At 53.6% G+C, this 23346-nt stretch carries 20 protein-coding genes and 2 tRNA genes; 15 read left to right on the forward strand and 7 right to left on the reverse strand.

Annotated elements, in window-relative coordinates:
* Positions 1-14: 14 nt before the first annotated feature.
* The 3 genes from trmA to AACY82_RS01865 form a co-directional block, all read right to left on the reverse strand.
* Positions 15-1106, reverse strand: coding sequence for a tRNA (uridine(54)-C5)-methyltransferase TrmA (gene trmA, locus AACY82_RS01855; protein ID WP_339615059.1), 1092 nt, complete (start codon positions 1104-1106; stop codon positions 15-17).
* Positions 1107-1130: 24 nt separating this feature from the next.
* A complete protein-coding gene (locus tag AACY82_RS01860) occupies positions 1131-1856 on the reverse strand; it encodes a hypothetical protein (RefSeq protein WP_339615060.1) in 726 nt (241 codons plus the stop codon).
* A 176-nt stretch (positions 1857-2032) separates the two neighbouring features.
* Positions 2033-3562 carry an ATP-binding protein gene (locus tag AACY82_RS01865; RefSeq protein ID WP_339615061.1) on the reverse strand — a complete coding sequence of 510 codons (1530 nt, stop codon included), beginning with the start codon at positions 3560-3562 and terminating at the stop codon, positions 2033-2035.
* Between the two features lie 305 nt (positions 3563-3867).
* Here AACY82_RS01865 and AACY82_RS01870 point away from each other — a divergent pair.
* The 5 genes from AACY82_RS01870 to AACY82_RS01890 all read left to right on the forward strand — a co-directional run bounded on the left by AACY82_RS01870 (position 3868) and on the right by AACY82_RS01890 (position 8106).
* A tRNA-Val gene (locus AACY82_RS01870) sits at positions 3868-3943 on the forward strand.
* A gap of 30 nt (positions 3944-3973) precedes the next feature.
* Positions 3974-4050 (forward strand) — tRNA-Asp (locus AACY82_RS01875).
* A gap of 601 nt (positions 4051-4651) precedes the next feature.
* Positions 4652-6004: a hypothetical protein gene (locus AACY82_RS01880; RefSeq protein ID WP_339615062.1), complete on the forward strand. Its 1353-nt coding sequence runs from the start codon at positions 4652-4654 to the stop codon at positions 6002-6004.
* 1 nt (position 6005) lies between these two features.
* Positions 6006-6962 carry a pyridoxal-phosphate dependent enzyme gene (locus AACY82_RS01885; protein WP_339615063.1) on the forward strand — a complete coding sequence of 319 codons (957 nt, stop codon included), beginning with the start codon at positions 6006-6008 and terminating at the stop codon, positions 6960-6962.
* A 16-nt stretch (positions 6963-6978) separates the two neighbouring features.
* A complete protein-coding gene (locus tag AACY82_RS01890) occupies positions 6979-8106 on the forward strand; it encodes a cyclic nucleotide-binding domain-containing protein (RefSeq protein WP_339615064.1) in 1128 nt (375 codons plus the stop codon).
* Here the strand turns inward: AACY82_RS01890 and AACY82_RS01895 are convergent.
* Positions 8067-9125 (reverse strand): DUF1853 family protein, encoded by a 1059-nt coding sequence (locus AACY82_RS01895; RefSeq protein WP_339615065.1) that lies wholly within the window; start codon positions 9123-9125, stop codon positions 8067-8069. The genes AACY82_RS01890 and AACY82_RS01895 overlap by 40 nt on opposite strands.
* 61 nt (positions 9126-9186) lie before the next feature.
* Here AACY82_RS01895 and AACY82_RS01900 point away from each other — a divergent pair, with 61 nt between their 5' ends.
* From AACY82_RS01900 to phrB, 10 genes are all read left to right on the forward strand, one after another.
* The gene (locus AACY82_RS01900; RefSeq protein ID WP_339615066.1) at positions 9187-10086 is read left to right on the forward strand and encodes an NAD(+) kinase; all 900 of its coding nucleotides are present in this window, start codon (positions 9187-9189) and stop codon (positions 10084-10086) included.
* Positions 10083-11048, forward strand: a complete 966-nt coding sequence (locus AACY82_RS01905) for a metallophosphoesterase (RefSeq protein WP_339615067.1) — start codon at positions 10083-10085, stop codon at positions 11046-11048. Before AACY82_RS01900 ends, AACY82_RS01905 begins: the two co-directional genes overlap by 4 nt.
* Positions 11049-11103: 55 nt before the next feature.
* Entirely contained in the window at positions 11104-11979 is an 876-nt protein-coding gene (locus AACY82_RS01910; protein ID WP_339615068.1) for a rhomboid family intramembrane serine protease, read from the forward strand.
* Positions 11980-12036: 57 nt separating this feature from the next.
* Positions 12037-12315 carry a DUF1315 family protein gene (locus AACY82_RS01915; protein WP_339615069.1) on the forward strand — a complete coding sequence of 93 codons (279 nt, stop codon included), beginning with the start codon at positions 12037-12039 and terminating at the stop codon, positions 12313-12315.
* A gap of 8 nt (positions 12316-12323) precedes the next feature.
* A complete protein-coding gene (locus AACY82_RS01920; RefSeq protein ID WP_339615070.1) occupies positions 12324-13178 on the forward strand; it encodes a DUF2797 domain-containing protein in 855 nt (284 codons plus the stop codon).
* Positions 13179-13222: 44 nt separating this feature from the next.
* Positions 13223-15928, forward strand: a complete 2706-nt coding sequence (gene pepN, locus AACY82_RS01925; protein WP_339615071.1) for an aminopeptidase N — start codon at positions 13223-13225, stop codon at positions 15926-15928.
* A 105-nt stretch (positions 15929-16033) separates the two neighbouring features.
* Positions 16034-16963: a 5'-nucleotidase gene (locus AACY82_RS01930; RefSeq protein WP_339615072.1), complete on the forward strand. Its 930-nt coding sequence runs from the start codon at positions 16034-16036 to the stop codon at positions 16961-16963.
* A 132-nt stretch (positions 16964-17095) separates the two neighbouring features.
* On the forward strand, positions 17096-18070 hold the full coding sequence (gene cysB, locus AACY82_RS01935) for an HTH-type transcriptional regulator CysB (protein ID WP_339615073.1): 975 nt from the start codon (positions 17096-17098) through the stop codon (positions 18068-18070).
* A gap of 59 nt (positions 18071-18129) precedes the next feature.
* Positions 18130-19086, forward strand: coding sequence for a DUF523 and DUF1722 domain-containing protein (locus AACY82_RS01940; protein WP_339615074.1), 957 nt, complete (start codon positions 18130-18132; stop codon positions 19084-19086).
* 40 nt (positions 19087-19126) lie between these two features.
* A complete protein-coding gene (phrB, locus tag AACY82_RS01945) occupies positions 19127-20572 on the forward strand; it encodes a deoxyribodipyrimidine photo-lyase (RefSeq protein ID WP_339615075.1) in 1446 nt (481 codons plus the stop codon).
* 206 nt (positions 20573-20778) lie between these two features.
* Here phrB and AACY82_RS01950 read toward each other — a convergent pair whose 3' ends face one another.
* The 3 genes from AACY82_RS01950 to AACY82_RS01960 all read right to left on the reverse strand — a co-directional run bounded on the left by AACY82_RS01950 (position 20779) and on the right by AACY82_RS01960 (position 23157).
* Positions 20779-21138, reverse strand: a complete 360-nt coding sequence (locus AACY82_RS01950; RefSeq protein WP_339615076.1) for a hypothetical protein — start codon at positions 21136-21138, stop codon at positions 20779-20781.
* A 210-nt stretch (positions 21139-21348) separates the two neighbouring features.
* A complete protein-coding gene (locus AACY82_RS01955) occupies positions 21349-21651 on the reverse strand; it encodes an EscU/YscU/HrcU family type III secretion system export apparatus switch protein (RefSeq protein WP_339615077.1) in 303 nt (100 codons plus the stop codon).
* Between the two features lie 24 nt (positions 21652-21675).
* Entirely contained in the window at positions 21676-23157 is a 1482-nt protein-coding gene (locus tag AACY82_RS01960; protein ID WP_339615078.1) for a flagellar hook-length control protein FliK, read from the reverse strand.
* Positions 23158-23346: the final 189 nt, after the last annotated feature.

Raw genomic sequence — 23346 nt, forward strand, 5'->3', positions numbered from 1 at the left:
CTTGTAAGCGGCGGTTAAACGCGCCGCTTAAGAATGGCCCCGCACTCAATGTGATGGGTAAAGGGGAATTGGTCGAATAATGCAAACGCTTCGACTTGGTGTGTGGCGGCGATAACCTTAAGGTCCCGGTGCAGTGTCTCGGGGTTGCAGGACACGTAAACGATGGTGTCGTAGCGTTGGGTGATGGCGGTGGTGTGCGGATCAAGCCCCGCTCGCGGTGGATCGACAAAAATAGTGGTGAAGTTAAAGCTGTCTAAGTCGATGTCTTTTAAGCGACGAAACTCCCGGACTTTATCCAGTGCCTGCGAAAACTCCTCGCTAGACATTCGGGCAATATCGATATTGTTAACGCCGTTTAACTGCATGTTATAGCGCGCCGAATGGACCGACGATTTTGCCAGCTCAGTGGCCATTACTCGTTCAAAGTTGGCGGCTAAAGGCAGGGTGAAGTTGCCGTTGCCACAGTACAGCTCGACTAAATCGCCACCGCATTGGCGGGTGTTAGCAACGGCCCAGGCGAGCATTTTCTCGCACACTTGAGCGTTGGGCTGGGTAAAGCTACTCTCGATTTGTTGGTAGCGATATTCTCGGCCGCCTACCTGTAAAGATTCAGTGACAAAGTCTTGCCCCAGTACTCGCTTTTGTTTGCGGCTGCGGCCAATCATCGATACGCCAAGCCGTTCGCGTATAACCTCGGCTTTATCTTGCCAAACGTCATCGAGTTTTTTGTGATAGATCAAGGTGACAAGCGCCTCGCCTGACAGGGTCGTTAAAAACTCTACCTGAAAAAGCTTTCGGCGGATTGTCTCGCAGGCGTTAATTTCTGTTAGTAGTGCCGGCATTAATCGGTTAATGCTCTCGTGCCCCTGAGGAAAGTCATCGATCCGGTAAGGCGTTTTGTATTCACCTTGACGATACATCGCGTAAAACGATTCATCACCTTCGTGCCAAATTTTAAACTCAGCACGCATACGAAATCCGGTGGGGGACGACGTGTAAATTTCGGGCGTGGGGATTTCGCTATCGGCAAATAACGTATCGATGCGCTGCGTTTTTTCTTGCAGTTGTTGACGGTAGGCGTCGGGGGTAAAGCGTTGTTCGGTCATGCGGGCTCTCAAGCAGCCCGAGCGCTATGAGCGCTCGGGTAATTCGGATGTCGAGGCCTCACAGGTGCCCCATTCACATTCATACAAGCCGACTGGCTCCGTGCCACAATATACAGCGTAGCGCTCGTTGGGCCAGTTGTTGTCTAGCGTGATTATACGCGATTGCGTCGTGCATTGTGCTTTTGCTGACTCGGCTAGCGTGATATAGCTGCGGCCGGGTTTAGGCCAGCGTGCCCAGCGTGTCAGAATATCGGCCACCCCGGTTTCAAGTTCTGTAAGTGACTGAGCCTGCTCGCTTAAAGCCATTCTTGTGGGCAGGTCGGACAACGAGCTATAAGTTTCGGTCTCGATTCGCGTCAGCTCTCGTTGGCAGACATTTTTTTGCCCGTTAGGGCTGCGCCCTGCCAAATTGAGTTGTTCGCCCGCCTCGACGGATAAATCGTGCACTCGTGCAATAGCTGCAAGCGAGTAGGGCATAGCATCAATGGTGACGTGATTAACACGGCTATCGTTAAGCAGGCGTTCGGCATCGGTTAGTAGCTCTTGATTGGCAAACTGCCAAGATTCGCGGGCCGCCTCGGCATAAGAGCCGCTGGGCCCGCCCAGTGCGCTACAGTGGTTCATTATGGTCATGTCGGCGACCGCAGCCGCTTCGACGTCCAGCGCTAACTGGTTGATTTGCGCGGCCGAGGGCGGTGGCGGAGCGCTCGTTTGGCAGGCGCTAAGTCCTAACATGAATGCCAATGGCACGGTTAAAGCCTTTGGCCACGAGAGATAGCGTTGCGTTGGTGCCCTAAGAAATTTCGTCATAGCCATAAACTCTCTTTTTAAGTGATCTCGTGAATAAGGGATAGTGTGGCGTGATTGATCATTTTTTAATACGGCTCAGCACGAGCTTGAGCGTGCGCCAGATGCTCACCTCGATGTTAATGCAGGTTATTGGGTAGGTGCTTATCGACGTTGGCTTCACGCTGAGGGCCCGCTTTAGGCAGCTTAATGGTAAAGCGTGTACCTCCTCCTAAAGTGGACTCAACATCAATTGTGCCTCCGTGATGCTCGGTGACAATAAAGTAGGATACCGAAAGACCTAACCCCGTGCCTTGGCCAATTTCCTTAGTTGTGAAAAACGGCTCAAAAATATGTCGCGCGACTTCATCGGCCATGCCCGCTCCGTTGTCTTCGACGTGCACCGTTGCGTACTTTTCGCACTGGCTCACTGTGATGCGAATCAAGGGCGCGTTGCTATTAGCTTCGGCTAATGCTTGGGCTGCATTGCGCACAAGGTTGAGGAGTACCTGTTGAATTTCAGCCGCACTGCCGTAAATTTGCTCTAGGGATGGATCGATATTCAGCTCAATGGCGGGCAAGCTAGCGCGCTCGGCGGCCAGCAGCTCGACCCCGTGGCGAACCACGTGCCCCAAATCAAAAGGGCGCTGGGTTTGTGAGCTGGTTCGGGAAAAGTCCAGCATATTGGTCACAATGTCTGCCGAGCGTTCGCCGGCATCGCGAATGTCCTCTAAAAATTGTGAGATGCGCCGCTCATCTAGGTAACTGGTTAACTGCGAGAGCGTCATGCCATGTCGCTCAGCGGCCTGCTGATTGGCCGCAAGAGTGGGGGAGATACGACGATAGATGTTTTGTACGCCGTGTAAAATAGTACTTAACGGGTTGTTAATTTCGTGGGCCATTCCCGCCGCCAGCTCGCCCAGCGATAACATCTTTTCATTCTGAATCATCATATTCTCGACGCGCACACGCAGGGTGACGTCATCGATGCGAATCACAGCGCCAATGGCTTGCGCGGCTATCAGCGGGTAAATCGTCAAGTCGCTGTAGTGCAGCTCACCCCCATAGCTTTCTTGGATGTTTTGACTAAGGTAGGGCGCCCCGGCCTCGATAGTTTCGCCAATGATATCGCCATCGACCGGTAAGGTTGGGTAAACATCCCGCAGGTGTTCACCCAACGCCGAGGCGGAGTTAATACCGGTTTTTTCTTCGGCGGCGGCATTCCAGTGGGTGACAAAACCTCGGTGGGTAACGCCAATAATGACGGAGGGCATCGAGTTGATAATGCTGTGCAGATATTCTTGGGTTTCGCGCAGCAAAAGCTCGGTGGCCTCGTGTCGACCGATCTCTTGATAGAGCTGGTCATTGGTTAGATGCAGCGATTCGGTGCGGTCTCGCACTTTGGCTTCTAACTCTTTTTGCGATTGCGACAGCGCGTGGCGGGCATGCTTGTTGTTTAAGCGGCTGCGCTGTAGGCCGATAATCAGTGCCGACTGCAGCCCCAGTAAGACGACGATAATGATTAATAGCCAATTTTTTTCCGACAGTGAGGTGGCGGCCAGGACTTCGCTGTGCCAGCCAAGCCCTACAGCTAATAGGCTCCCGAATAGAGCCTGCCGATGCGGGGTTATCGCACGGATATGTGGGGCATGGTTGGTGGCGGGTCTCATGGTGGCTTGAGTTCTCGCAGCAGTGAGTGTGCCCGAAAGTCTAGCACCAACCGTCGCGCCAACCCAGAGCGCAAGACAACGAACCCTCGGCGAGAAAACGAGAAGGTTGGTTCAGTTATCGAGCGGGACATTAAATGGGTGAGCTTGGTTTGCGGGTCTCGGGCCCAGGAGGGCTGTTTAAGGCTCAGCCAAAGTGACCAAAAATCGTAAAAAACGTATGCAATATAATCACTTAGAAAAGAATCTTTAAAAAGAGTTTGACACCTTTCACGGATCGAGTAGAATGCGCAGCTTCTGAACGACGCGGGTGGTTAGCTCAGCTGGGAGAGCATCGCCCTTACAAGGCGAGGGTCACAGGTTCGATCCCTGTACCACCCACCACTTAACAGTTTGTACCGGGTTAAGTTTTGCGGACCGGTAGTTCAGTTGGTTAGAATGCCGGCCTGTCACGCCGGAGGTCGCGGGTTCGAGTCCCGTCCGGTCCGCCACTATATTAAAAGGCTCCTCACTTGTGAGGGGCCTTTTTTATTGCCCGCTAATAACCCCTCTGTGCTGCTAGCTTCCTGCACCCAGCCTCATATCTTGCTTTCGCAGTGTCGCTAAGCGGCGCTTGATCTATCCCTGTTTGCCACACCGTGTTGAAATTTTTAATCGCTCAGCAAAAGCCATCATCTATTTGTCATAAAACTGTGGGAATCTGGTTGTAGCTGAACGATCTGCTCAGCGAGTGGTCATTAGATAACAGCATTATTGCTGTGACATAACGGAAAAAGAGGTAATTGATATGCAAGACTATTTAGAGGAGCTGCTGGAGCAGCCAATCGACGACTGTGATGAAGACTTTGGCGAGGACTACTTCGAGGTCTAACGTGGACAATCCGAGCGCAGGCTCGGCAATTGTCCGCAGGCCCGGGTAGGGCACAAAACCTGAACCAACTCTCACATTTCTCCCTCCGTTGCGTAATACTCCCCGTTTTTGCTGATTTCTCGCGCTACTCCCCCTATACTTTTGGTAATAGATGCATTAGGTGATAATACCTAGCGCCATATAAAAATTGTAATATAAATATTATTTTGTAGGGGCCGATAATGGGTAGCAAGAGCGACACTCAGCTCGAAGCCGTGATTGTGTTTGCCGACGGTCGAATCGACCGGCAACTGCAATACCCTGAATTTGAAGCCGTTATGGATGGTTTCGTGCCGATGCAGGATTTCGCTGGCTGCCGCGCTCAGGCCGTCTATGTGCGAATCAACGCTAAATTGCAAATCACCACCTGCGTATTCTTCTATGTCAACTTTGACCCACGGGGCATGATTGCCAAGCGCTGGAATGTGCCTTTGCAGCAGTTGGCCGAGGCTGCCAGTCGCGGACCCGATTTGGGGGCGGGCCCCATTGCCTTGGCGTGCTACAGCCAATGCCCGGTGGAGTGGCAAAAGAACAACTTGTGGGATCCGCTGATGGAGCCCGGTCGCAATAGCTTTGTGTTAATGAAAAAAGCGGTTGCCACTAATGTACTCGGGTTGATATTTCCGGAGGTTGAGCCAGAGCCAGATGAGCCCGCGGGTAACCATATGGCCTCGGAGCTGGCGGCGTCTGAGTTAAAAGCAGCGTTGGAGCGCGAGTACGCACAGGCCATGCGAACTCGTTTGGCGCACACATTAAAAGAACAGCGGTTGCATATTAATACGGTGCGCAGCCGTATGAAATTAAAACTCGACGAGCTAAAGCGTGATCATCAGGAGCGCATTGGTGAGTATCAGCAAGCGTTAGAGGTGCAAGCTCAGCAGTTGACGGGCCTGCAGGACGAGCATCAAGCGTTGCAGCAGCAGTTTGCGATGCAAGAGAGCAAGCTGGGCGGTCTACGCGAGTATTACGAGCACAAATTAAGCGCCGCGCGCTCCGATGAGAACACCCAAGTGCGCGAGCTAGAGCAGGAGTTCGACGGGCGAATTGCAGCTGCTCGGAACGAGGCGCAAGAGGCCCTGCAAGAGCGCTTGGATATGCGCGAGATGGAGCTTTTTTATCGCCAACAGCAAGAGGCGGCGGTACGCGAGGAGCTTGAACTGTTGCGTGCCGAGCATGAGCAATTATTAGAGCAGGGCGCCACGCAAATATTAACGCCACTGCAAAAGGCTGGCATCAGCTTTGTGGTGTTTGCTCCAGGTGTGGGGCAAACGACTTTGCCGGCTGCCAGCGTGGCCGATTACATGGCCAACCCAGAGGCCTACTTTGCCGAGTTATGTGGTTTGAGCGATCAGCACTATCGGTTGTGGCTGGATCACTCTCACTCACCATACTGCATGGCCATTAATGCTGAGGGTGAAGAGTGCGGTGTTGGTGTAAACCGTGTTACCCAGCCAACCGACTTTCACGATGGCGAGTCAAATCGCTGCGCCGAACATCGCTCTATTCGTTCGACGTTTGCTCTGCAGCGAGGTTGAGGTGCAAAGCGCGTTAATCGATAGGGCGCTGCTGGAGCGCGCCCTCAGTGTTTCACATCAACCGATTTACCTTCCCCATTGTGCCGCTGCGGGCGTCGATGTTTTGCTGCGGCGCGACGATCACTTGCCCGGTGGCAATAAGTTTTACAAGCTCTATTTTAATCTCAAAGAGGCGCGGGCAGCGGGTAAAGATACCTTATTAAGCTTTGGCGGCGCTCACTCTAATCATTTACACGCGCTGGCATTGGCGTGCCAGGCCGAGGGTTTTAACGGGCGTGTGCTGGTGCGTGGTTACCCTCAAAGCCCGACAACCCACACGTTACAAGATGTAAGCGCGGCCGGTTTAAAGGTGCAGTTTGTCGGCCACGGCGAATACCGACGTCTGTGTCAGACTCAGCAGGTGCCGCTGGCAAGCGATGAATATCTCATCCCCGAAGGTGGTGCAAACGCTTTGGGTGAACAAGGTGCAAGCTATATAGGTCGCGCGGTGCAGCAGCAGTTGGGCGGTGATGTGCGGCATATCGTCATGGCGGCCGGTACCGGCAGCACCTTGGCAGGGGTAGCAAGCGCGCTAGAAGGGGGCACCGAGGCGTTGGGTGTCAGTGTGCTCAAGGGCCCGCCGGGGCGCAGTTTGTATACGGGCGGCAAAGGCCGGTTACCCAGTTGGAAAATGCTGTGGGGTTTTTGCGGCAAAGGTTATGGCCGGCCGCTTACTCCGGCTATGCTGGCATTTTGGCAGGAGTTCGAGTACAACAACTCTGTGCTGATCGATCCCATTTATACGCTCAAAATGCTCTGGGCGGTCAACCAGCTCGCCGGGCTTGGTTATTGGCGACGCGGCGACCGAATTGTGGCGGTACACACCGGCGGCTTGCAGGGTAGGCGTGGTTTTACACAGCAACCGGCAACAACAATAAGTACAGTGCCAGAAAAAACTTTTGCTCGTATTAAGGTATAAAACGGTGGATCAAACTATGTCCAACCCTACAGTATTTGCGGCGGCCCACCCAAGTATCGATTTAGCGCAAACGCGCTCATTGATCCCGTTAAAATACATGAGCCAGGCTCACCTGGATGTGCTGTTAGAAAACGCCCAGGTACATTACCTTTACCCGGGCCAGATCTTATGGCGGCGCGGCGCCATGGATGGCCGCTGTTACTTTTTACTGTTTGGCGAATTGCAGCTCGAAGGCTCTGAGGGTGAGCTGCATTTTATGAAAGGGCGTGATACCGCACGACCGGTTGCCCCTTGCGAACCACGCGAATATAGCGTTAGCGCCAGCAGTGATTGCGCCTTGCTTTCGCTGGACGCCGAGCAAATGGATAAACTGCTGTGCTGGAGTCAGGCGGCAGATTATTTACACACCGTGATTGCTCGTCAGCCCGACATGGATGAAGACGTCGACTGGATGATGCAAGTGTTGCATTCCAACCTATTTTTTAAAGTGCCGCCGATCAACGTTAAGAAGATTTTTAAACATATGCAGGTACGTTTGGTCGAGCCCGGCGAGCGGATCATCCGCGAAGGTGAGGTAGGCGATCAATGCTACTTTATTAAAGAGGGCAATGCTGAGGTGACCCGCAAGCGCGGTGAAAGCACCGAGCACCTGGCCAGTATTAAGGCGGGCCGCTGCTTTGGGGAGGATGCGCTCGTCAATGAGGCGCCGCGCAATGCGTCGGTCACCATGACCAGCAAAGGCGTACTGATGTGTTTGCCGAAACAAGATTTTTACCGTCTGCTTAAAGCGCCGGATGTGCCCTGGGTCACCCCGCAGGCGCTTACCGACCTAGATGCAGATACGGTAGTCGTCGATGTTCGCAGTGAGGAAGAGTACAGCGCAGGTCACTACCCTGGTGCTGTTAATGTGCCGCTGCACTTGTTGGCGATTAAAGCGCGCCTGCTGCAGCCCGGTGTGCACTACATTAGTTACTGCGACACCGGCCGCCGGGCCGAGGCTGCCACGCACTTTTTACGCGAGCAAGGCATCCGTGTTAAAGCGTTGCTTGGCAGTAAACAGCTGTTTGCCCGCAGCGCTCAGCCGGCGCTCGAGGTTGATGCCAATTATGTGTTGCGCGACGGCCGCGCGGTGCCCGGCCACTGATCGGGCACCACAAACAGCCGGCGCGCTTCCCGCCACTGCCCCCTGCCATAGCGTAAGCCAACGACCATTAATCCCTGCTGCCGCAAAGATATCTGCCTTAGCAACGCTTGTTTGAGTGTTGCTAAATTTAACGGCGCCAGAGCCCCTGCGTAACATGCCGGGGACAGCCAATGGTTGCGCGGCAAAATAGTAAAGTAGTCGCAGCCCTCCAAGGCGTTAAGCTGTAGGAAGCTGGTTAAATGCCACCAGCGGCCGGCGTTCGCAAGTGGGTTAATGTCGTCGTTTGGGCTCGCTGGTGCTTGCCTCCCGGCACTATCATCATCAGTGCCGGGCCAAAATAGACAACCGCGCAGTAAAAACCGTGAGCCAACCGGACGCTGTGTGCCGCTGGCCCGGGCAATCGCTGCCTGGCTTTCGGGGGCCTCACTCAAGGGCAGCTGATGGCGCCGCATATGCTCAAGCTTCCACGCTAGCCGATCATTCGCGTTGGGGCCTATCCAGTCTAGGGTCGTCGAGTCCCAAGCCGGTGAACGGGCGGTTTTATCGGCGCGTACGTGACCCAAAAAGAACTTGGCTGCCGCCTCGATATGCAAAAGCTCGCCCGCTGTTGTTTCTATGACAAAATCTAATGCCCCTAAGGTTTTGCCGTTGCGGCTAAGTTGATGGTTGTGCAGCAGCAATCGGCTTTGGTCGATGTACTGCCAGTAAAAGCTCCAAAGGGATTCAAAATAAAGCCCAAGCCGTGTGCTGGTGCGTTTGGCTAAATGGGCCAAAAGTGGCGCTGGCTGCCGGTCAAGCTGGCGCAACCAGTCTTTTGCGGCAGCATCAAACCTCAATGTGTAGGGCTTTGCCGGGCAGTCGTGCATGTGCCGCAAAAGCGATTCACTGTAAAGGCTAAACGCTAAATCGCGCACACAGCGCTGATGCAACCGCTGGCAGAACTCACGCAGCTCGCAGATAGATGCCTCCCTTTGCTTGTTTACGGGTTGGTCGTTGGCCTTTAGGTGGCGCTTGGGCATAATGGCGCCAGAGATAACTCAATCGTGCCATAGGCGTAAAGGTCTCGCACAGGAGCAAATAATGACACAGTTTTCGACCGTTGGCCTTATCGGTAGGCTCGACAACGATCGCGCGCGCTACAGTGTAGAGCGCTTAGTGCGGTTCCTTGCTACCCGTGATGTCAACACGATCATTGAGGAGCAAACCGCCGCGTTGCTGGGCGGGGGGTTTAGCGGACCGGATATTCGCGTTGCCGATATGGATGAATTGGGCAGTTGTTGCGATTTGGCGATTGTTGTCGGCGGCGATGGCAGCTTGCTTAGCGGCGCCCGTGACCTTGTGCAGTACGACGTGCCCTTGCTGGGCGTTAACCGTGGTCGCCTGGGCTTTTTAACGGATATTGTCCCGGATGCCATTGAGCAAAAAATGGGCGAGGTGCTCGACGGTCAGTACGCCGTCGAAAAGCGTTTTTTACTGGATATGAACGTAATGCGCGCGGGCCGACCGGTGAGCACTGGCGATGCCTTAAACGATGTGGTGTTACACCCGGGTGAATTTATTCGCATGCTGGAGTTTGAGCTGTATGTCGACGACTACTTCGTCACCAGCCAGCGCTCCGACGGTATGATTGTCTCGACGCCCACCGGTTCGACTGCCTACGCCCTAAGCGGCGGCGGCCCGATTATGCACCCTAAACTCGACGCCATCGTGTTGGTGCCGATGAATCCCCACACCTTAAGCAGCCGGCCGATGGTAGTGGCGGGTGATAGCATCGTTAAAATCTTAGTGGGCGAGGGTAATAGCGCCGTTCCTCACGTCACCTGTGACGGCCAAACGCACGATGTGGTGGCGGGCGGCGATGAAATAATCATCAGTAAAAAGCCTCAGCACTTGCAACTGCTGCATCCGCTTAATCACAATTTTTATGAGCGCTGTCGCTCTAAGCTGGGCTGGGGAGGGCACTTGCTGGACAAGTCATGAGTCAAACCAAGCTAACCGAAGATGCGTTGCGGGCCGAGCGGCTGGACATTATTGGTGATGTGCACGGCTGCGAACAAACCTTAATACGGTTGCTAACACAGCTCGGTTACCAAAAAAGCGCCGGTGTTTTTCGTCACCCAGAGCGTTTAGCGGTGTTTCTGGGGGATATTGTCGATCGTGGCCCGCGTATTCGCGAGGCGCTAAATCTCGTGCGCGCCATGGTTGAGGCGGGCAGTGCGCGAATGGTGCTGGGCAATCACGAGATCCATGCGCTGTGTTACTGCTCGGCACACCCCAGCGCCCCCGGAAACTACTTGCGCCCCCACACGCCGCGCAATACCCGGACCATCGCCGATACCCTAACGCAGTTTGCCGCCCACCCCGACGAGTGGCAGGATCATTTGCGGTGGTTTAAAACGCTGCCGCTGTACCTCGATTTTGGCAAATACCGGGTTGTCCACGCCTGCTGGGACGAGGCGGTTATCGCCGCGCGCAGCAGTGCCTATGTGAGCGAGGCCGAGTTGGTGGCAATGGCTGACCCCGCCAGCAGCAGTGCCCGTGCGATCAAACGCTTGACCTCAGGAGTCGAGGTGGCGCTGCCCGAGCATTGCCGCATGTTTAGCGCCGAGGGTTATCGGCGGCGTAGTTTTCGAGCGAAATTCTGGGTTAAAGCCCCCGCGTGCCTCGGAGATCTTGAGTTTCAGCCGGATGCGCTGCCCGATGAAGTGGCGCAACTATCGGTTGATGACGAGCTGAGAGCGCGCTTGGTGGTGTATGATAGTGCGCAGCCGCCGGTGTTTGTCGGCCATTACTGGCTGTCGGGTAAGCCTGCACCGGTTGCCAGTAATGTGGCTTGCTTAGATTACAGCGCCGTTAAGTTTGGTCGTTTAGTAGCGTATCGTACCGATGGCACCGGTGTTCTCAACCGGCAGAATTTTGCCTGGGTGTACGTCGACCCTTAAAATAGTTTTACTATCAATACACGCCAATTGCCATTGGCCCAAACGGATGATGTCTGTGTCCTGGAACAACGTCAGTGTTTTCCCTCTCAGTGATGACTTAAGCGCCTTGGAGAACGAGTTGCGGGCCCGAGCGGTGCCACATCGTATTGTTGAAGTTCGCGGCCAACAGGCGCTACAAGTGCCCGATGCCAGGTTGGTTGAACCTGTGGCGCAATTGCTGGCGCAGTGGCAACAAGGCGAGCTCGCGCCCGCAGACCAAGCGGCAAAGCCGACCCCTTGGCTGCGCCCTAAAGCCCTGTCGCCGTGGCGTACCCCGGTTACGCTGTTGCTTATCGCGCTAAGCGTTTTTGGTTTTGCGGTGGTCGAGACGCAAGTGCTACGTCAGTGGTTGGGTTATTTAACCTTTTTCCCGATCGAGGCTGTTGCCGGTGGTTATCGCTGGCAGCCTTTCTCCGAGGCCATGGCGAACGGGCAGTACTGGCGTTTGGTCACGCCGGCTTTTTTGCACTTTGGCATTTTTCATATTGTCTTTAACAGTTTGTGGATGTGGGACTTGGGCCGCCGGCTAGAGTTTGTCGTCGGCACCCTCAACTACACCTTGTTTTTTTTGGCGGCCGCCAGTGTGAGTAATTTGGCGCAGTATTTTTGGTCCGATGAGGTCAGCCTGTTTGGTGGGATGTCTGGTGTGGTGTACGCCTTAGTAGGCTACATTTGGATTCGCCAGTGGCTTAATCCTAACCCTATGTTGGCGGTGCCGCGCGGGATTATTATTTTTATGCTGGCCTGGTTGGTTCTGTGCTTCAGTGGTGTTATCGATTATTTTTTGGCCGGTGGCATCGCCAATGGTGCCCATTTGGGCGGCTTGCTGGTGGGGATGTTTATCGCCGGGGCTTTTTCGCTGGCTAAACGTGCCGGGTTTGTGCGCCACTAATATCGCCCTTGATGGGTTGGCCACATTTTTGAGTGTTTTGATTGGTTAGGTTTTTCCATGAGTAATTTACAACAACTGTTGCAGAGCATTACCCCGGACATCTACGAGCGATTAAAGCTTGCGGTAGAAATTGGCAAATGGCCCGATGGCCAGCGGCTAACCCAGGAGCAGCGCGAGCTTTGCATGCAAGCGGTTATTTCCTATGAGCATCAACATTTACCCGCCGAAGCTCATACCGGGTATATCCCCCCCAAACCGCATCAACACTGTGGCAGTGACGGTGGCGATAAGTCGGTGCCCGACAGCGACGCCGAAACACCGCTGAAGTGGCGATAGGTACTACAATGGCTGTGATATCGGTGAATGGTCCGCTAAAAAAAATGCATACCCAGCTCGATAGCGATGGGCTGGCGCATTACGAGCTAGAGTTAGGTGATACCCGGGTGCCGCTTAGTGAGCTGCTTAATCATCAACTAACCCTCGTGGCCAGTGGCGAGATTTTTTGCGTTTTGTGTGGCCGCAAAACTAAAAAAAGCTTTTCTCAGGGGCATTGTTATCCGTGCTTTACCCGCTCTGCCTCGTGCGATATTTGTATGGTGAGCCCCGAGAAGTGTCACTTTGATCAAGGCACTTGCCGCGAGCCGGAGTGGGCGCAATCGTTTTGTTTTAATGAGCATGTTGTGTATGTGGCCAACTCGTCAGACCCAAAAGTGGGCATTACCCGTGCAACCCAAATACCCACACGTTGGGTTGATCAGGGCGCGAGCTGGGCAAAACCCATATTTCGTGTTGCCACTCGGCAGCTGGCAGGCTTGATCGAAACAGAGCTTAAGCCACACATTAGTGACAAAACCCGCTGGCAAGCGATGCTGAAAGGCGCGCCTACCGAAGTGGATCTAACCGCGCTCGCTGCCGAGTTAACCGCTATCGTTATGCCTTACGCCAATACATTAAATGAGCAGCATGGCCCTGGCGCTGTTCGCGCGCTGCTAGGCGGCGGTGATGCCGAGCCGGTTAAAGTGATCAGTTACCCGGTGGTGCAATACCCCAGCAAAATTAAATCACTCAACCTTGATAAACAACCGATTCTGTCAGGACGTTTAACCGGCATTAAGGGGCAGTATCTGATGTTTGGTGACGAAGTTTTTAATGTTAGAAAATTTTCTGGCTATCAGGTGCAGCTTGAGATAAGCGAATAGAGCGCCTGACCACACCCAACAATACCACATGTACTGAGGTTTCTATGAACGCACCCGCAAACGCTTCAACAAGCGATCAAAAAACCGATGCGCCGCATACCATCTATTTAAAAGACTATCAGCCGCCGGCGTACCGTATCGACAAAACCGAGTTGCGGGTGGATATCCGCGAGCAATCGGCTCGGGTCAGTGCCTGCTTAGCGTTCGAGCGCCAAGCGAGCGCGTGTGAGCAGTTGTTTTTACATGGCGAGAACCTAGAGCTTGTCAGTGTTGCCATCAACGACCGAACTCTCGCCGACGATCAGTATCAGGTGGATGAGAAAGGCCTGACACTGTTTAACCCGCCGGCCTCTTTTACCTTGCAGACGGAGGTGACGGTATACCCAAAACAGAACACGTCGCTTGAAGGGCTGTATAAATCGCGCAGCATTTACTGCACCCAGTGCGAAGCCGAGGGATTTCGTAAAATCACTTACTTTCTTGATCGCCCCGACGTCATGAGCGATTTTACCACGACGATAATCGCCGATCGCGCCAGCTGCCCAGTATTACTTTCAAACGGCAATAAGATCGATAGCGGCACCTTAGAGGACGGCCGGCACTTTGCCACCTGGCACGACCCCTTCAAAAAGCCAGCCTATTTATTTGCCTTGGTTGCCGGCGATCTGGCTTCGATTCAAGATGAGTTTGTCACTCAGTCAGGCCGCAAGGTGGCGCTGGAAATCTTTGTCGAAAATAAAGATCTCGACAAATGCGATCACGCCATGACCTCGTTAAAGAACTCTATGGCGTGGGATGAAAAGGTTTACGGCCGCGAATACGATTTGGATATTTTTATGATCGTGGCGGTGGACGACTTTAATATGGGGGCGATGGAAAACAAAGGCCTGAATATCTTTAATACCTCTTGCGTGCTGGCCAAACCCGAGACGACAACCGATGTAGGTTTTCAGCGGGTCGAAGGGGTGGTGGCACACGAGTATTTTCACAACTGGTCAGGTAACCGCGTGACCTGCCGCGATTGGTTTCAGTTGAGCCTTAAAGAGGGCTTTACGGTTTATCGCGATTCGTGTTTTTCGGCGGATATGGGCTCCAGTACCGTTAAGCGGGTAGAGGATGTCAGTGTGTTGCGCGCGCATCAGTTTGCCGAAGATGCCGGGCCTATGGCACACCCGATTCGTCCGGCCAGCTTTATTGAAATTTCTAACTTTTACACCATAACCATTTACGAAAAGGGTGCCGAGGTCGTGCGCATGTTGGCAAACTTGCTTGGGCCCGATGAATTTCGCAAGGCGACCGATTTATACTTCGAGCGTCACGATGGCCAAGCGGTCACTACAGAAGAGTTTGTTCAGGCAATGGCCGATGTATCGGGGCGCGACTTAACGCAATTTAAGCGCTGGTACGACCAAGCGGGCACGCCGCGCGTTAAGGTCACCGATCACTACCACGAGGCCTCGCGGCAATACAGCTTAACGTTTAGTCAATCCACCCCGGCTACTCCACAGTGCAGTGATAAAAAGCCATTTCACATACCCGTGGCCATGGGCTTGCTGGGTAGTGCCGGAGAGCTGGCACTTAAACTCGACGGCGAAACGCTGGACGATTTGCCCGAAGATAACACGCAAAAAGTGCTGGAGTTAACCGAGCCTGAGCAGACATTTGTTTTTAACGATGTGCCCGAGCACCCAGTGCCCTCGCTGTTGCGTGGTTTCTCGGCGCCAGTCAAACTCAGCTTTGCCTATAGCCGACAAGATTTAGCCGATTTAATGCAGCGCGACAGTGATGGTTTTAACCGCTGGGAGGCATCGCAAAATTTGGCGCTGGCAGTGTTGGATGACGCGATACGCGCGTTTCGGCAGGGCAGCCTGGAGGGGTTTACCGTAGACCCGCTATTGATTGACAGCTATCGACAACTGCTGGGCGATGAGCAGCTGGATCAGGCGATGGTGGCGCTAATGCTGACACTGCCGTCGCAGGATTATATCGCCGAGCAGTACGAGGAGGTGGATGTCGAAGCGATTTACAGCGCGCGACGTTTGCTGACAAAAACCATTGCCGCTGAGCTTGTCGATGCCTTGCGAGCGCGTTTAACCGCCTATGACAACCGCAAACCCTACAGCGCTGAGGCTGATTCTATCGCGGCGCGCAGCCTTAAAAACACCGCACTGGCGTATCTGATGCAAGATCCCAGTCAGTCCGACCTCGATTACTGCTTGGCACAGTTTAACAACGCCAATAATATGACCGACGAGGTCGCGGCGCTCAGCGCATTGGTCTATTCAGAGTCGCCGCTGGTGAGCGAACATGCTGAGGCCGCGCTCGCCGCCTTTTACCAGAAATGGCAGGACGAGGCTTTGGTGGTGAATCAATGGCTGTCGCTGCAGGCGCGCGATCCGCGCCCCAACGCTCTGCTCCGGGTCAGCGCTTTGCTGCAGCATCCAGCGTATGATGGGGCTAACCCCAATAAGATTCGCGCCGTTATTGGCGCTTTTTGTATGGGCAACCCTATTAACTTTCATACCGGGCTGCTGGATGATCCCTCGGCGGGTTATCGGTTTCTGGCCGATCAAGTGATTGCCCTAGACGCCAAGAATCCGCAGATCGCGGCGCGTTTGATCACGCCCTTAACCCGCTGGCGGCGTTACACTCCCGCTCGCGCCAGGGCGATGCGAGCCGAGCTGGAGCGAATTAAAGACGCCCCAGAACTTTCGGGTGATAGCTACGAAATTGTGACGAAAAGCCTGTAATGGTTTAATCAGCTGGGGATAATGGCGCTCGCCTTGCTTTTGCGCCAAGGCGGCGCCACAATCCCACACATCGCTTATGAGCAGCAAACCGGTAGAGAGAGAAACATGGCAAGTGGATTGAGCAACAAGCTGGTTATCGCGATCTCATCTCGAGCGCTGTTTAACCTCGATGCGAGCCATCAGGTGTTTGTTAATAAGGGGTTGGAAGCGTACGCACAGTATCAAATTGAGCACGAAGATGAGTTGCTGGAGCCAGGTGATGCCTTCCCGATGGTGCAAAAATTATTGCGCCTCAATGAAAATCTACCCGGCGACCCCAAAGTCGAGGTTATTTTGCTCTCGCGCAATAGCGGCGATACCGGGTTGCGGGTGTTTAACTCGATCGAGCACTACCAGTTGAATATTACCCGCGCGGCGTTTTGCAGTGGCTTAAGCCCGTATCGTTATGCCTCGGCGTTTGGCTGCCACCTATTTTTATCCACCGAGGCCGAGGACGTGCGCAGTGCGCTATCCCACGGTATTGCCGCGGCAACCTTGATGGCGCCCAAACATCGCTCGGAAAACAACAACGAATTGCGCTTTGCCTTTGACGGCGATGCGGTGTTGTTTTCAGATGAGGCCGAACAAATCTTTAAGCGACAGGGTTTAAGCGCTTTTACCAAAAGCGAGAAAGCCGCCGCCAAAACCCCGCTCACTGGGGGCCCCTTTAAAGCGTTCCTCGATGCGCTGCACAAGCTGCAGGCGGAATTTGCCGATTCTGACGATTGTCCAATTCGCACAGCGTTAGTGACTGCTCGCTCGGCACCCGCACATGAGCGGGTGATTCGCACATTGCGCGCGTGGAACATCCGCATCGATGAATCGTTGTTTTTGGGCGGTTTAGCGAAAGGTGAGTTTCTTAAAGCGTACGGCGCGGATGTATTTTTTGATGATCAATTGGCCCATATCGACTCGGCCAGCGAGCACGTGGCCACCGGCCATGTTCCCCATGGAATCGCGAATTCCCCAGAGTTTAGCCAATCTGGCAAGCCTTAGAGTGCGCAAACATCGGCGTTTAGCGGCGGTTTTTGTGTGTTTTTTGGCGCTCTTAGGAAAATCAGCTATTCTTGACGTGAATAATCAACTATATTTTTATAACATCATATAGATCGGCCATTTGGAGGGCTTATGAAGCTGCAACAGCTCCGGTACATTTGGGAAGTCGCGCACCACGATCTCAATGTATCCGCGACGGCGCAGAGCCTGTACACCTCTCAACCGGGTATCAGCAAGCAAATACGCTTGTTAGAAGATGAGCTAGGGGTCGAGATTTTCTCCCGTAGCGGTAAACATCTGACGCGTATCACGCCAGCGGGTGAGGCGATTTTAAAAACGGCCGGCGAGATACTGCGTAAAGTTGAGAGTATTAAGCAGGTCGCGCAAGAGTTTAGCAATGAGCGCAAAGGCAGTTTGTCGATTGCCACAACCCACACGCAAGCGCGTTATGCATTGCCCCATGTGATTGAGGAATTTATCGGCCAGTACCCCGATGTGTCGCTGCATATGCATCAGGGCACGCCGATGCAAATCTCTGAAATGGCCGCCGACGGCACAGTCGATTTTGCCATTGCCACCGAGGCATTGGAGTTGTTTAGTGACTTGGTGATGATGCCGTGCTATCGCTGGAATCGCTGTATCGTAGTGCCCCGCGATCACCCTTTGGCGCAGCTGTCGGAGTTAACACTGGAAGAGGTCGCCAAACACCCCATTGTGACCTATGTCTTTGGTTTTACCGGTCGCTCCAAGCTGGATGAAGCCTTTATCAGTAAAGGTCTTGCCCCCAAAGTGGTGTTTACGGCCGCCGATGCCGACGTGATTAAAACCTATGTACGCCTCGGGTTGGGTATCGGTATTATTGCCAAAATGGCTTTTGAAGAGTCAGATGACAGTGATTTAGTGGCACTGGATGCCGATCACTTATTCGCCTCTAGTGTGACTAAAATTGGTTTTCGGCGCGGAACCTTTATTCGTGGCTTTATGTATGATTTTATTCAGCAGTTTGCGCCGCACCTGACGCGAGATGTTATTGATCAGGCCTACAGTTGTCACTCCCGTGCGGAGCTGGACGAGCTGTTTGCCACCATGCACCTTCCTTCTTATTGATGTGCCAATAATGCATCGGTGTTCGTGATCTAGTCGCGACACCGGTGCGTATATTGCCCATGAAATCAAAAATCCCTGTCGGCGTCAGTCAGTGTTTGTTAGGTGAGCGTGTTCGCTTTGATGGCGGGCACAAACGGTCACGCTACGTGACCGATCATCTGAGTGAGTACTTTGAGTTTTTGAGCCTTTGTCCCGAGGTGGCCATTGGCCTTGGCACACCACGTCAACCGGTTAGGCTAGTCGCAGATGGCGCAAACACGCAAGTGCGCGGCACCCGCGATGCGTCATTGGATGTTACGGCGCCGCTGGCTGACTATGCAAAACAGGTCGTGCCGCAAATAGAGCCCCTATGCGGCTATATTTTTATGCAAAAATCCCCTAGTTGTGGGGTTTTCTCGGTTAAGCGTTATAACAATGATGGCCAGCTCGTGGACAACGATGGCCGTGGTGCGTTCGCTGCGGTGATTACGCAGCAGTTCCCATTGTTGCCGGTGGAAGAGGCCGGCAGGCTAAACGATGCACGTTTAAGAGAAAACTTTATTACCCGGGTTTACGCCTATCACGATTGGCGCACCAACGTAGAGAGCGAGCCAAGCGCTAAACGGCTATTGGATTTTTACTCCCGATATAAATATCAGGTCATGGCCCATGATTTGGAGTCTTACCGCAAAATTGGTCCGGTGTTGGCCAATTTAAAAGCGGCGCCCATTGAAGATATTTGTCAGCGTTTTATTGCGCTGTTTATGGCCGCGCTCAGCCACAAAGTAACCCGTAAAGGTAACACTAATGCACTGATGCATTTGCGAGGTTATTTAAAAAGCTCAACCACCGCCGATGAAAAAGCCGAGATCGGAGAGCTAATAGAGCATTACCGAGTTGGTATGGTGCCACTGGTGGTGCCGCTTACCTTGCTAAAACATCATTTACGTAAAGTAGATGATCCCTACTTGCAGCAGCAAACCTTCTGGTCACCACACCCCGCAGCGATGGGGTTACGCAACACCAATGAAGAGTAATCCGTGATCCATTCAGTTTGAATTTGCGTAATTGATCGTTATGAATACATTGATGTGGTTCCGCAGCGACCTCCGCCTTAGCGATAATCCAGCCCTTTATCACGGCCTAAAGGCGTGCGAGGGTGAGATGCTGGGTTGCTATATATTGTGTCAGCAGTTTATCGATGAGCACCCGATCAACCCGCGCCAGCTATGGTTTATTTACGAGCATCTTAAATTACTGCAGCAAGCGTTTGCGCGTGCGGGCAGGGCTTTTAAAGTTCTTACGGTTAAAAACGCCAGCGATGTGCCGGCCGCTATTGGGGCGCTTTGTGCGGAGCAGGGGGTTGGCAAATTAGTGTTTAATGCCGAATATCCGTTAAATGAGCTGCGCCGTGACAAAGCTGTGGTGGCGACACTTGAGGCTGAAAACATCAACTGCAAGCGTTATCACGACCGCGCGCTGGTGCCGCCGGGGATGTTAACCACCCAGCAAGATACGCCTTACAAAGTTTACACGCCTTTTAGCCGCGCCTGGCGCTCTCAGGTTAAAGGCGTTACCTTCAAGATCTATCAAAGCGATATGAATGCGATTGCCGCCGCGAGTGACAGCCCTCTGGCAAAAGGCTCTGACAGTGCTTTGCTGGACGATGCCTTTGCGCCTTACCTAAAGCAGTCAGTGACGGCGCCCATGCAGGCGCTTTGGTCGGTGGGCGAGCGCGCGGCCACAGCTGCGCTAACAGACTTTTGCCGTGATCGTGTTGCCGGCTATCAGCACGACCGAGATTATCCCGCCACTGAGGGCACCTCTCGGCTATCGCCCTATCTGGCTATCGGGGTGTTATCGCCTAAGCAGTGTTTTGTCGCTGCCCGCGATACCTTCAGCGGGTTTTGGGGCGATGATGAGGATATCGCCTGCTGGGTTGGCGAGTTGATTTGGCGCGATTTTTATATGCATATTATTGCGGCGTTTCCGGCGCTTAGTCGTCACCGCCCGATGCAGGTTTACACCGAAGGCTTTGCCTGGAGCTATAATAAAGACGATTTTCAACGCTGGTGCCAAGGTCAGACGGGTATTCCAATTGTCGACGCTGCGATGCGACAGCTTAACCAAACCGGTTGGATGCACAATCGTCTGCGTATGGTCAGTGCGATGTTTTTGACAAAAAACTTGCGAATCGATTGGCGTTTGGGCGAGCGGTATTTTATGGAGCAATTAATTGATGCCGACTTCTGCGCTAATAATGGTGGTTGGCAGTGGAGTGCTTCGACGGGCACCGATGCTGCGCCTTATTTTCGGATTATGAACCCGCAGTCGCAATCCGAGCGCTTTGACGCCGACGGCGCGTTTATTCGCCGCTTTGTTCCCGAGTTGAAAAACGTAACCGGTAAAAAAATTCACAACCCCGATGGCTGTGTCGACAACTATCCTGCACCAATGGTGGATTTAAAAGAGTCCCGTGCGACCACTATTGCGATGTTTAAAGACCTTAAAGGTACCGCTTAAAAGCCTTTGGATTACGACCTTCCTATTTTAAATGCAGGCTTCGCAACGCTGAGCAAGCTCGGCCGGATGCTCACCTTAGCTGCCACGACGTGTATGTCTTGTTCCGGTTGATGAGTGGGCAGGGGACAAAACTTGGCTTTGATGTATGCTGGCTCCCTAACGATTTATGTAGAGCGCAGCACTTTGCGGCTTGCGACATAAATGGCTTACGGTCGAGTACCGCTTTGCTTATTTTGAGTCTCGTCGGAGAAGTAGCTCTGCATCCAGCTAAACAGTGTGTCGGTATTGACTTCAGATAAGCTCTTGCGTTGGAAATCATCCCCTGGATTTTCGTCGAGACTTAGAAACTGGTAGAGGAGTATGCCCAACTCTTTATCATGCAAAACCAGCATGATGCGTCGGCGAGTGCGCAGGCAGTCGATGGTCATAACATCTGCCGGAATACCGCTATCGCGCAACCCACGGCGTATCGCCACCACTGGGTTGATTTGTTGGTGCGCCTGCTGAATTTTTGCATGCGCTTCGCTGGCCTGATCAGACAGTGCTTTTAAAGGATCTTCGGGCATCCCTAACTCCTTGAACTTTGGTTCCCTAGAGTATCAGAATTGGCGGTCGGCAGGGCGGCCTAGAACTGAGTTACAACGCTGGTCTAAATTTGATCACTTATAAGGGTGTTTGGAGCCTTGATTTGGTAAAGTCAGTGCGCAATGAGTACCGGTTCGAGTGCGAAGCTTTTGCTCTTACGTGGGCGCCGGGTTCGTATGACTAGCAATACTCTAAACCGAGGGCTTCTGTACTGTGTCGTCAGGGGTTAAGCCGCGCAAATCGTAGGCAAACGCAATAATGTGAGCGATGGCTAAATACAGTTTTTCGGGAATGGCGTCGCCAAGCTCTAACGTCACCAAAAAATCCACTAGCGTGGCGTTATCGCACAGTGGCACATCGTTTTGTTCGGCGATGTCGATAATTTGCTGAGCGATTTCACCAGTGCCAGTTGCGCTAATTACAGGCGCACTTGTGCCATCGTAATAAAGCGCTACCGCTTTTTGCAGTTCGGCTTCGGTAAACTCATCGCTCATGGTTTGCTCCTGTCGGACTCGGCGTTAGGTTTTTACGTCGACTAAATGATAGCTAAGTTGATTGCCTTTGTGTGGCGGTACGCCCCGATGGAATTGCACATCTCGCACTTCGATATCGTGAGCCTCTAATGCACTACGGATGCCGCTAAACGCCTCTTGCGCTTTGTTTAATGCCTGCGGCTGTTCGGACCAAAACGCTAAACTTAGCTGCTCACCGCGCAACCGTAGGCGCGCAAAAAACTCACCTATGCCCGGCGGATCGAGGGTTAAATTGACTTGCCACAGCTTGTTTGTCTCGCTGTCTGTCTCAGAGGAGTCTTCGGCCTCATCCGTTTGTTCTTCAATTTCTATATGGGCCGGGTACAAATGGCCGTCGAGTCTGACGGGTATATCAAACGTCAATTGCAGCGGGGCCGCGCTAGCATCAGCGCTGCGGCTCGACTTTGCCTCAGGCTGCAACTGATTTAGACGCACCCGGGCTAAGGTGTTGAGGCTCAGCTGATGCATCAGCAGCACTAGCTGGGTTTGCAGCATGCGCAGTGATTCGCCACCGCTGGCCTGGCTGTGGCTGCTTAGCATTTGCATCAGTGAGGGTAGCGCCAGTTCGCCGCTCGCTGCCTGAGCCCCCGTGGGCACCGGCGGCGCGGCGGCATTTGTTTGAGGTTTGGCTGCACTTCCTGGCGCCGGCTTTAACGGCGCTAAATACTGCAGTAGCGCCGCTTTTAAATCGCGAGCTAATACCTCTTTGACGGCGGCATCTGGCGAGCTTGTTTGCGTGGCTCGGGCGAGCCTGGGCTCTAGCAGAGTGCCGCTATGCTCTAGGGCCTCGCGCACGGCTTTGCCCGAGGGAGGTGCATCGAGGTTTAGTGCCAACCGATCAATTTGCCCCAGCAACTTTGTCAGGCTTTTGTCGCCGCCAATTTGCGTCACACTGCTGGATACGTCGGGTAGGCGGCGCAATTGTGACAGCAAGTCCTGTTGCCCTTGGCGTGGCAGAAGCTCTCGCAGTACCGGTTTTAGCGCGGCAAGTAGCGCGCTCGTTTTGGGTGATACGCTCTCGGCCACGCTGGGAATATCAAACTTGGCGGTTAATGCGGTCAGTTTGCGCTCTGGCGTCAGTAGCACATCGATTACTTGGCCTTTCACCAGGGGCTTGTCGATGACGGTGGTGACGCTTTTGCCTTTAATTAGCAGTGCCGCCAAGTGCATTTCGTTGCGGGCCAGCGCGCTGCGGTAGCTATTAAGTAGCGCGCTGCGGGCGCTCTCAGCGGTGTCGGGCGCACTCGTGGCGGCGCTGGCTGGCGGGTTAGAGCTGCTGCCGGGGTTGTTGGTCGCGCCCTGTAATAGCTTTGCCAGCCCGGCATTGAGCGGGGTACTTTTTAGCACTTGTGCCTGCGCTTGCTCACCCGGAGCAAGCGGTATGCTAGTGCTAGAGGCGGTGCCGGCGGCCGGGGGGCGCTGTAGGCTACCGGCAGAAGTGTAAAGGCTCGATATATCCACTGGCATAGGGGGATTCCGTGGCAAATTAGGGGCGACTCGTCGACTATTCAATGTCTTTGGGTAAACATTTGTGGTTAACGCCTATATAATCGGCGCGACTTTCTAAAACTAACGCTAAAAGCCAGGCGCTCTAAGAGCGGTATCGGCGGCTGGCGCAAAAGTTTGAGCACCAGTTGCCACTGGTTGTCTTACTCG

Source organism: uncultured Gilvimarinus sp. (assembly GCF_963972205.1).
GTDB classification, from domain to species: domain Bacteria; phylum Pseudomonadota; class Gammaproteobacteria; order Pseudomonadales; family Cellvibrionaceae; genus Gilvimarinus; species Gilvimarinus japonicus.

Bases quoted from the DNA above. Each gene is read 5' to 3' on its own strand.
- AACY82_RS01960 (WP_339615078.1), bottom strand. From the start codon at position 23,157: ATGCCAGTGGATATATCGAGCCTTTACACTTCTGCCGGTAGCCTACAG.
- AACY82_RS01950 (WP_339615076.1), bottom strand. From the start codon at position 21,138: ATGCCCGAAGATCCTTTAAAAGCACTGTCTGATCAGGCCAGCGAAGCG.
- AACY82_RS01890 (WP_339615064.1), top strand. From the start codon at position 6,979: ATGTCCAACCCTACAGTATTTGCGGCGGCCCACCCAAGTATCGATTTA.
- cysB (WP_339615073.1), top strand. From the start codon at position 17,096: ATGAAGCTGCAACAGCTCCGGTACATTTGGGAAGTCGCGCACCACGAT.
- AACY82_RS01865 (WP_339615061.1), bottom strand. From the start codon at position 3,562: ATGAGACCCGCCACCAACCATGCCCCACATATCCGTGCGATAACCCCG.
- AACY82_RS01905 (WP_339615067.1), top strand. From the start codon at position 10,083: ATGAGTCAAACCAAGCTAACCGAAGATGCGTTGCGGGCCGAGCGGCTG.
- trmA (WP_339615059.1), bottom strand. From the start codon at position 1,106: ATGACCGAACAACGCTTTACCCCCGACGCCTACCGTCAACAACTGCAA.
- AACY82_RS01920 (WP_339615070.1), top strand. From the start codon at position 12,324: ATGGCTGTGATATCGGTGAATGGTCCGCTAAAAAAAATGCATACCCAG.
- AACY82_RS01880 (WP_339615062.1), top strand. From the start codon at position 4,652: ATGGGTAGCAAGAGCGACACTCAGCTCGAAGCCGTGATTGTGTTTGCC.
- AACY82_RS01915 (WP_339615069.1), top strand. From the start codon at position 12,037: ATGAGTAATTTACAACAACTGTTGCAGAGCATTACCCCGGACATCTAC.
- AACY82_RS01940 (WP_339615074.1), top strand. From the start codon at position 18,130: ATGAAATCAAAAATCCCTGTCGGCGTCAGTCAGTGTTTGTTAGGTGAG.
- AACY82_RS01900 (WP_339615066.1), top strand. From the start codon at position 9,187: ATGACACAGTTTTCGACCGTTGGCCTTATCGGTAGGCTCGACAACGAT.
- phrB (WP_339615075.1), top strand. From the start codon at position 19,127: ATGAATACATTGATGTGGTTCCGCAGCGACCTCCGCCTTAGCGATAAT.
- AACY82_RS01930 (WP_339615072.1), top strand. From the start codon at position 16,034: ATGGCAAGTGGATTGAGCAACAAGCTGGTTATCGCGATCTCATCTCGA.
- AACY82_RS01955 (WP_339615077.1), bottom strand. From the start codon at position 21,651: ATGAGCGATGAGTTTACCGAAGCCGAACTGCAAAAAGCGGTAGCGCTT.
- pepN (WP_339615071.1), top strand. From the start codon at position 13,223: ATGAACGCACCCGCAAACGCTTCAACAAGCGATCAAAAAACCGATGCG.
- AACY82_RS01895 (WP_339615065.1), bottom strand. From the start codon at position 9,125: ATGCCCAAGCGCCACCTAAAGGCCAACGACCAACCCGTAAACAAGCAA.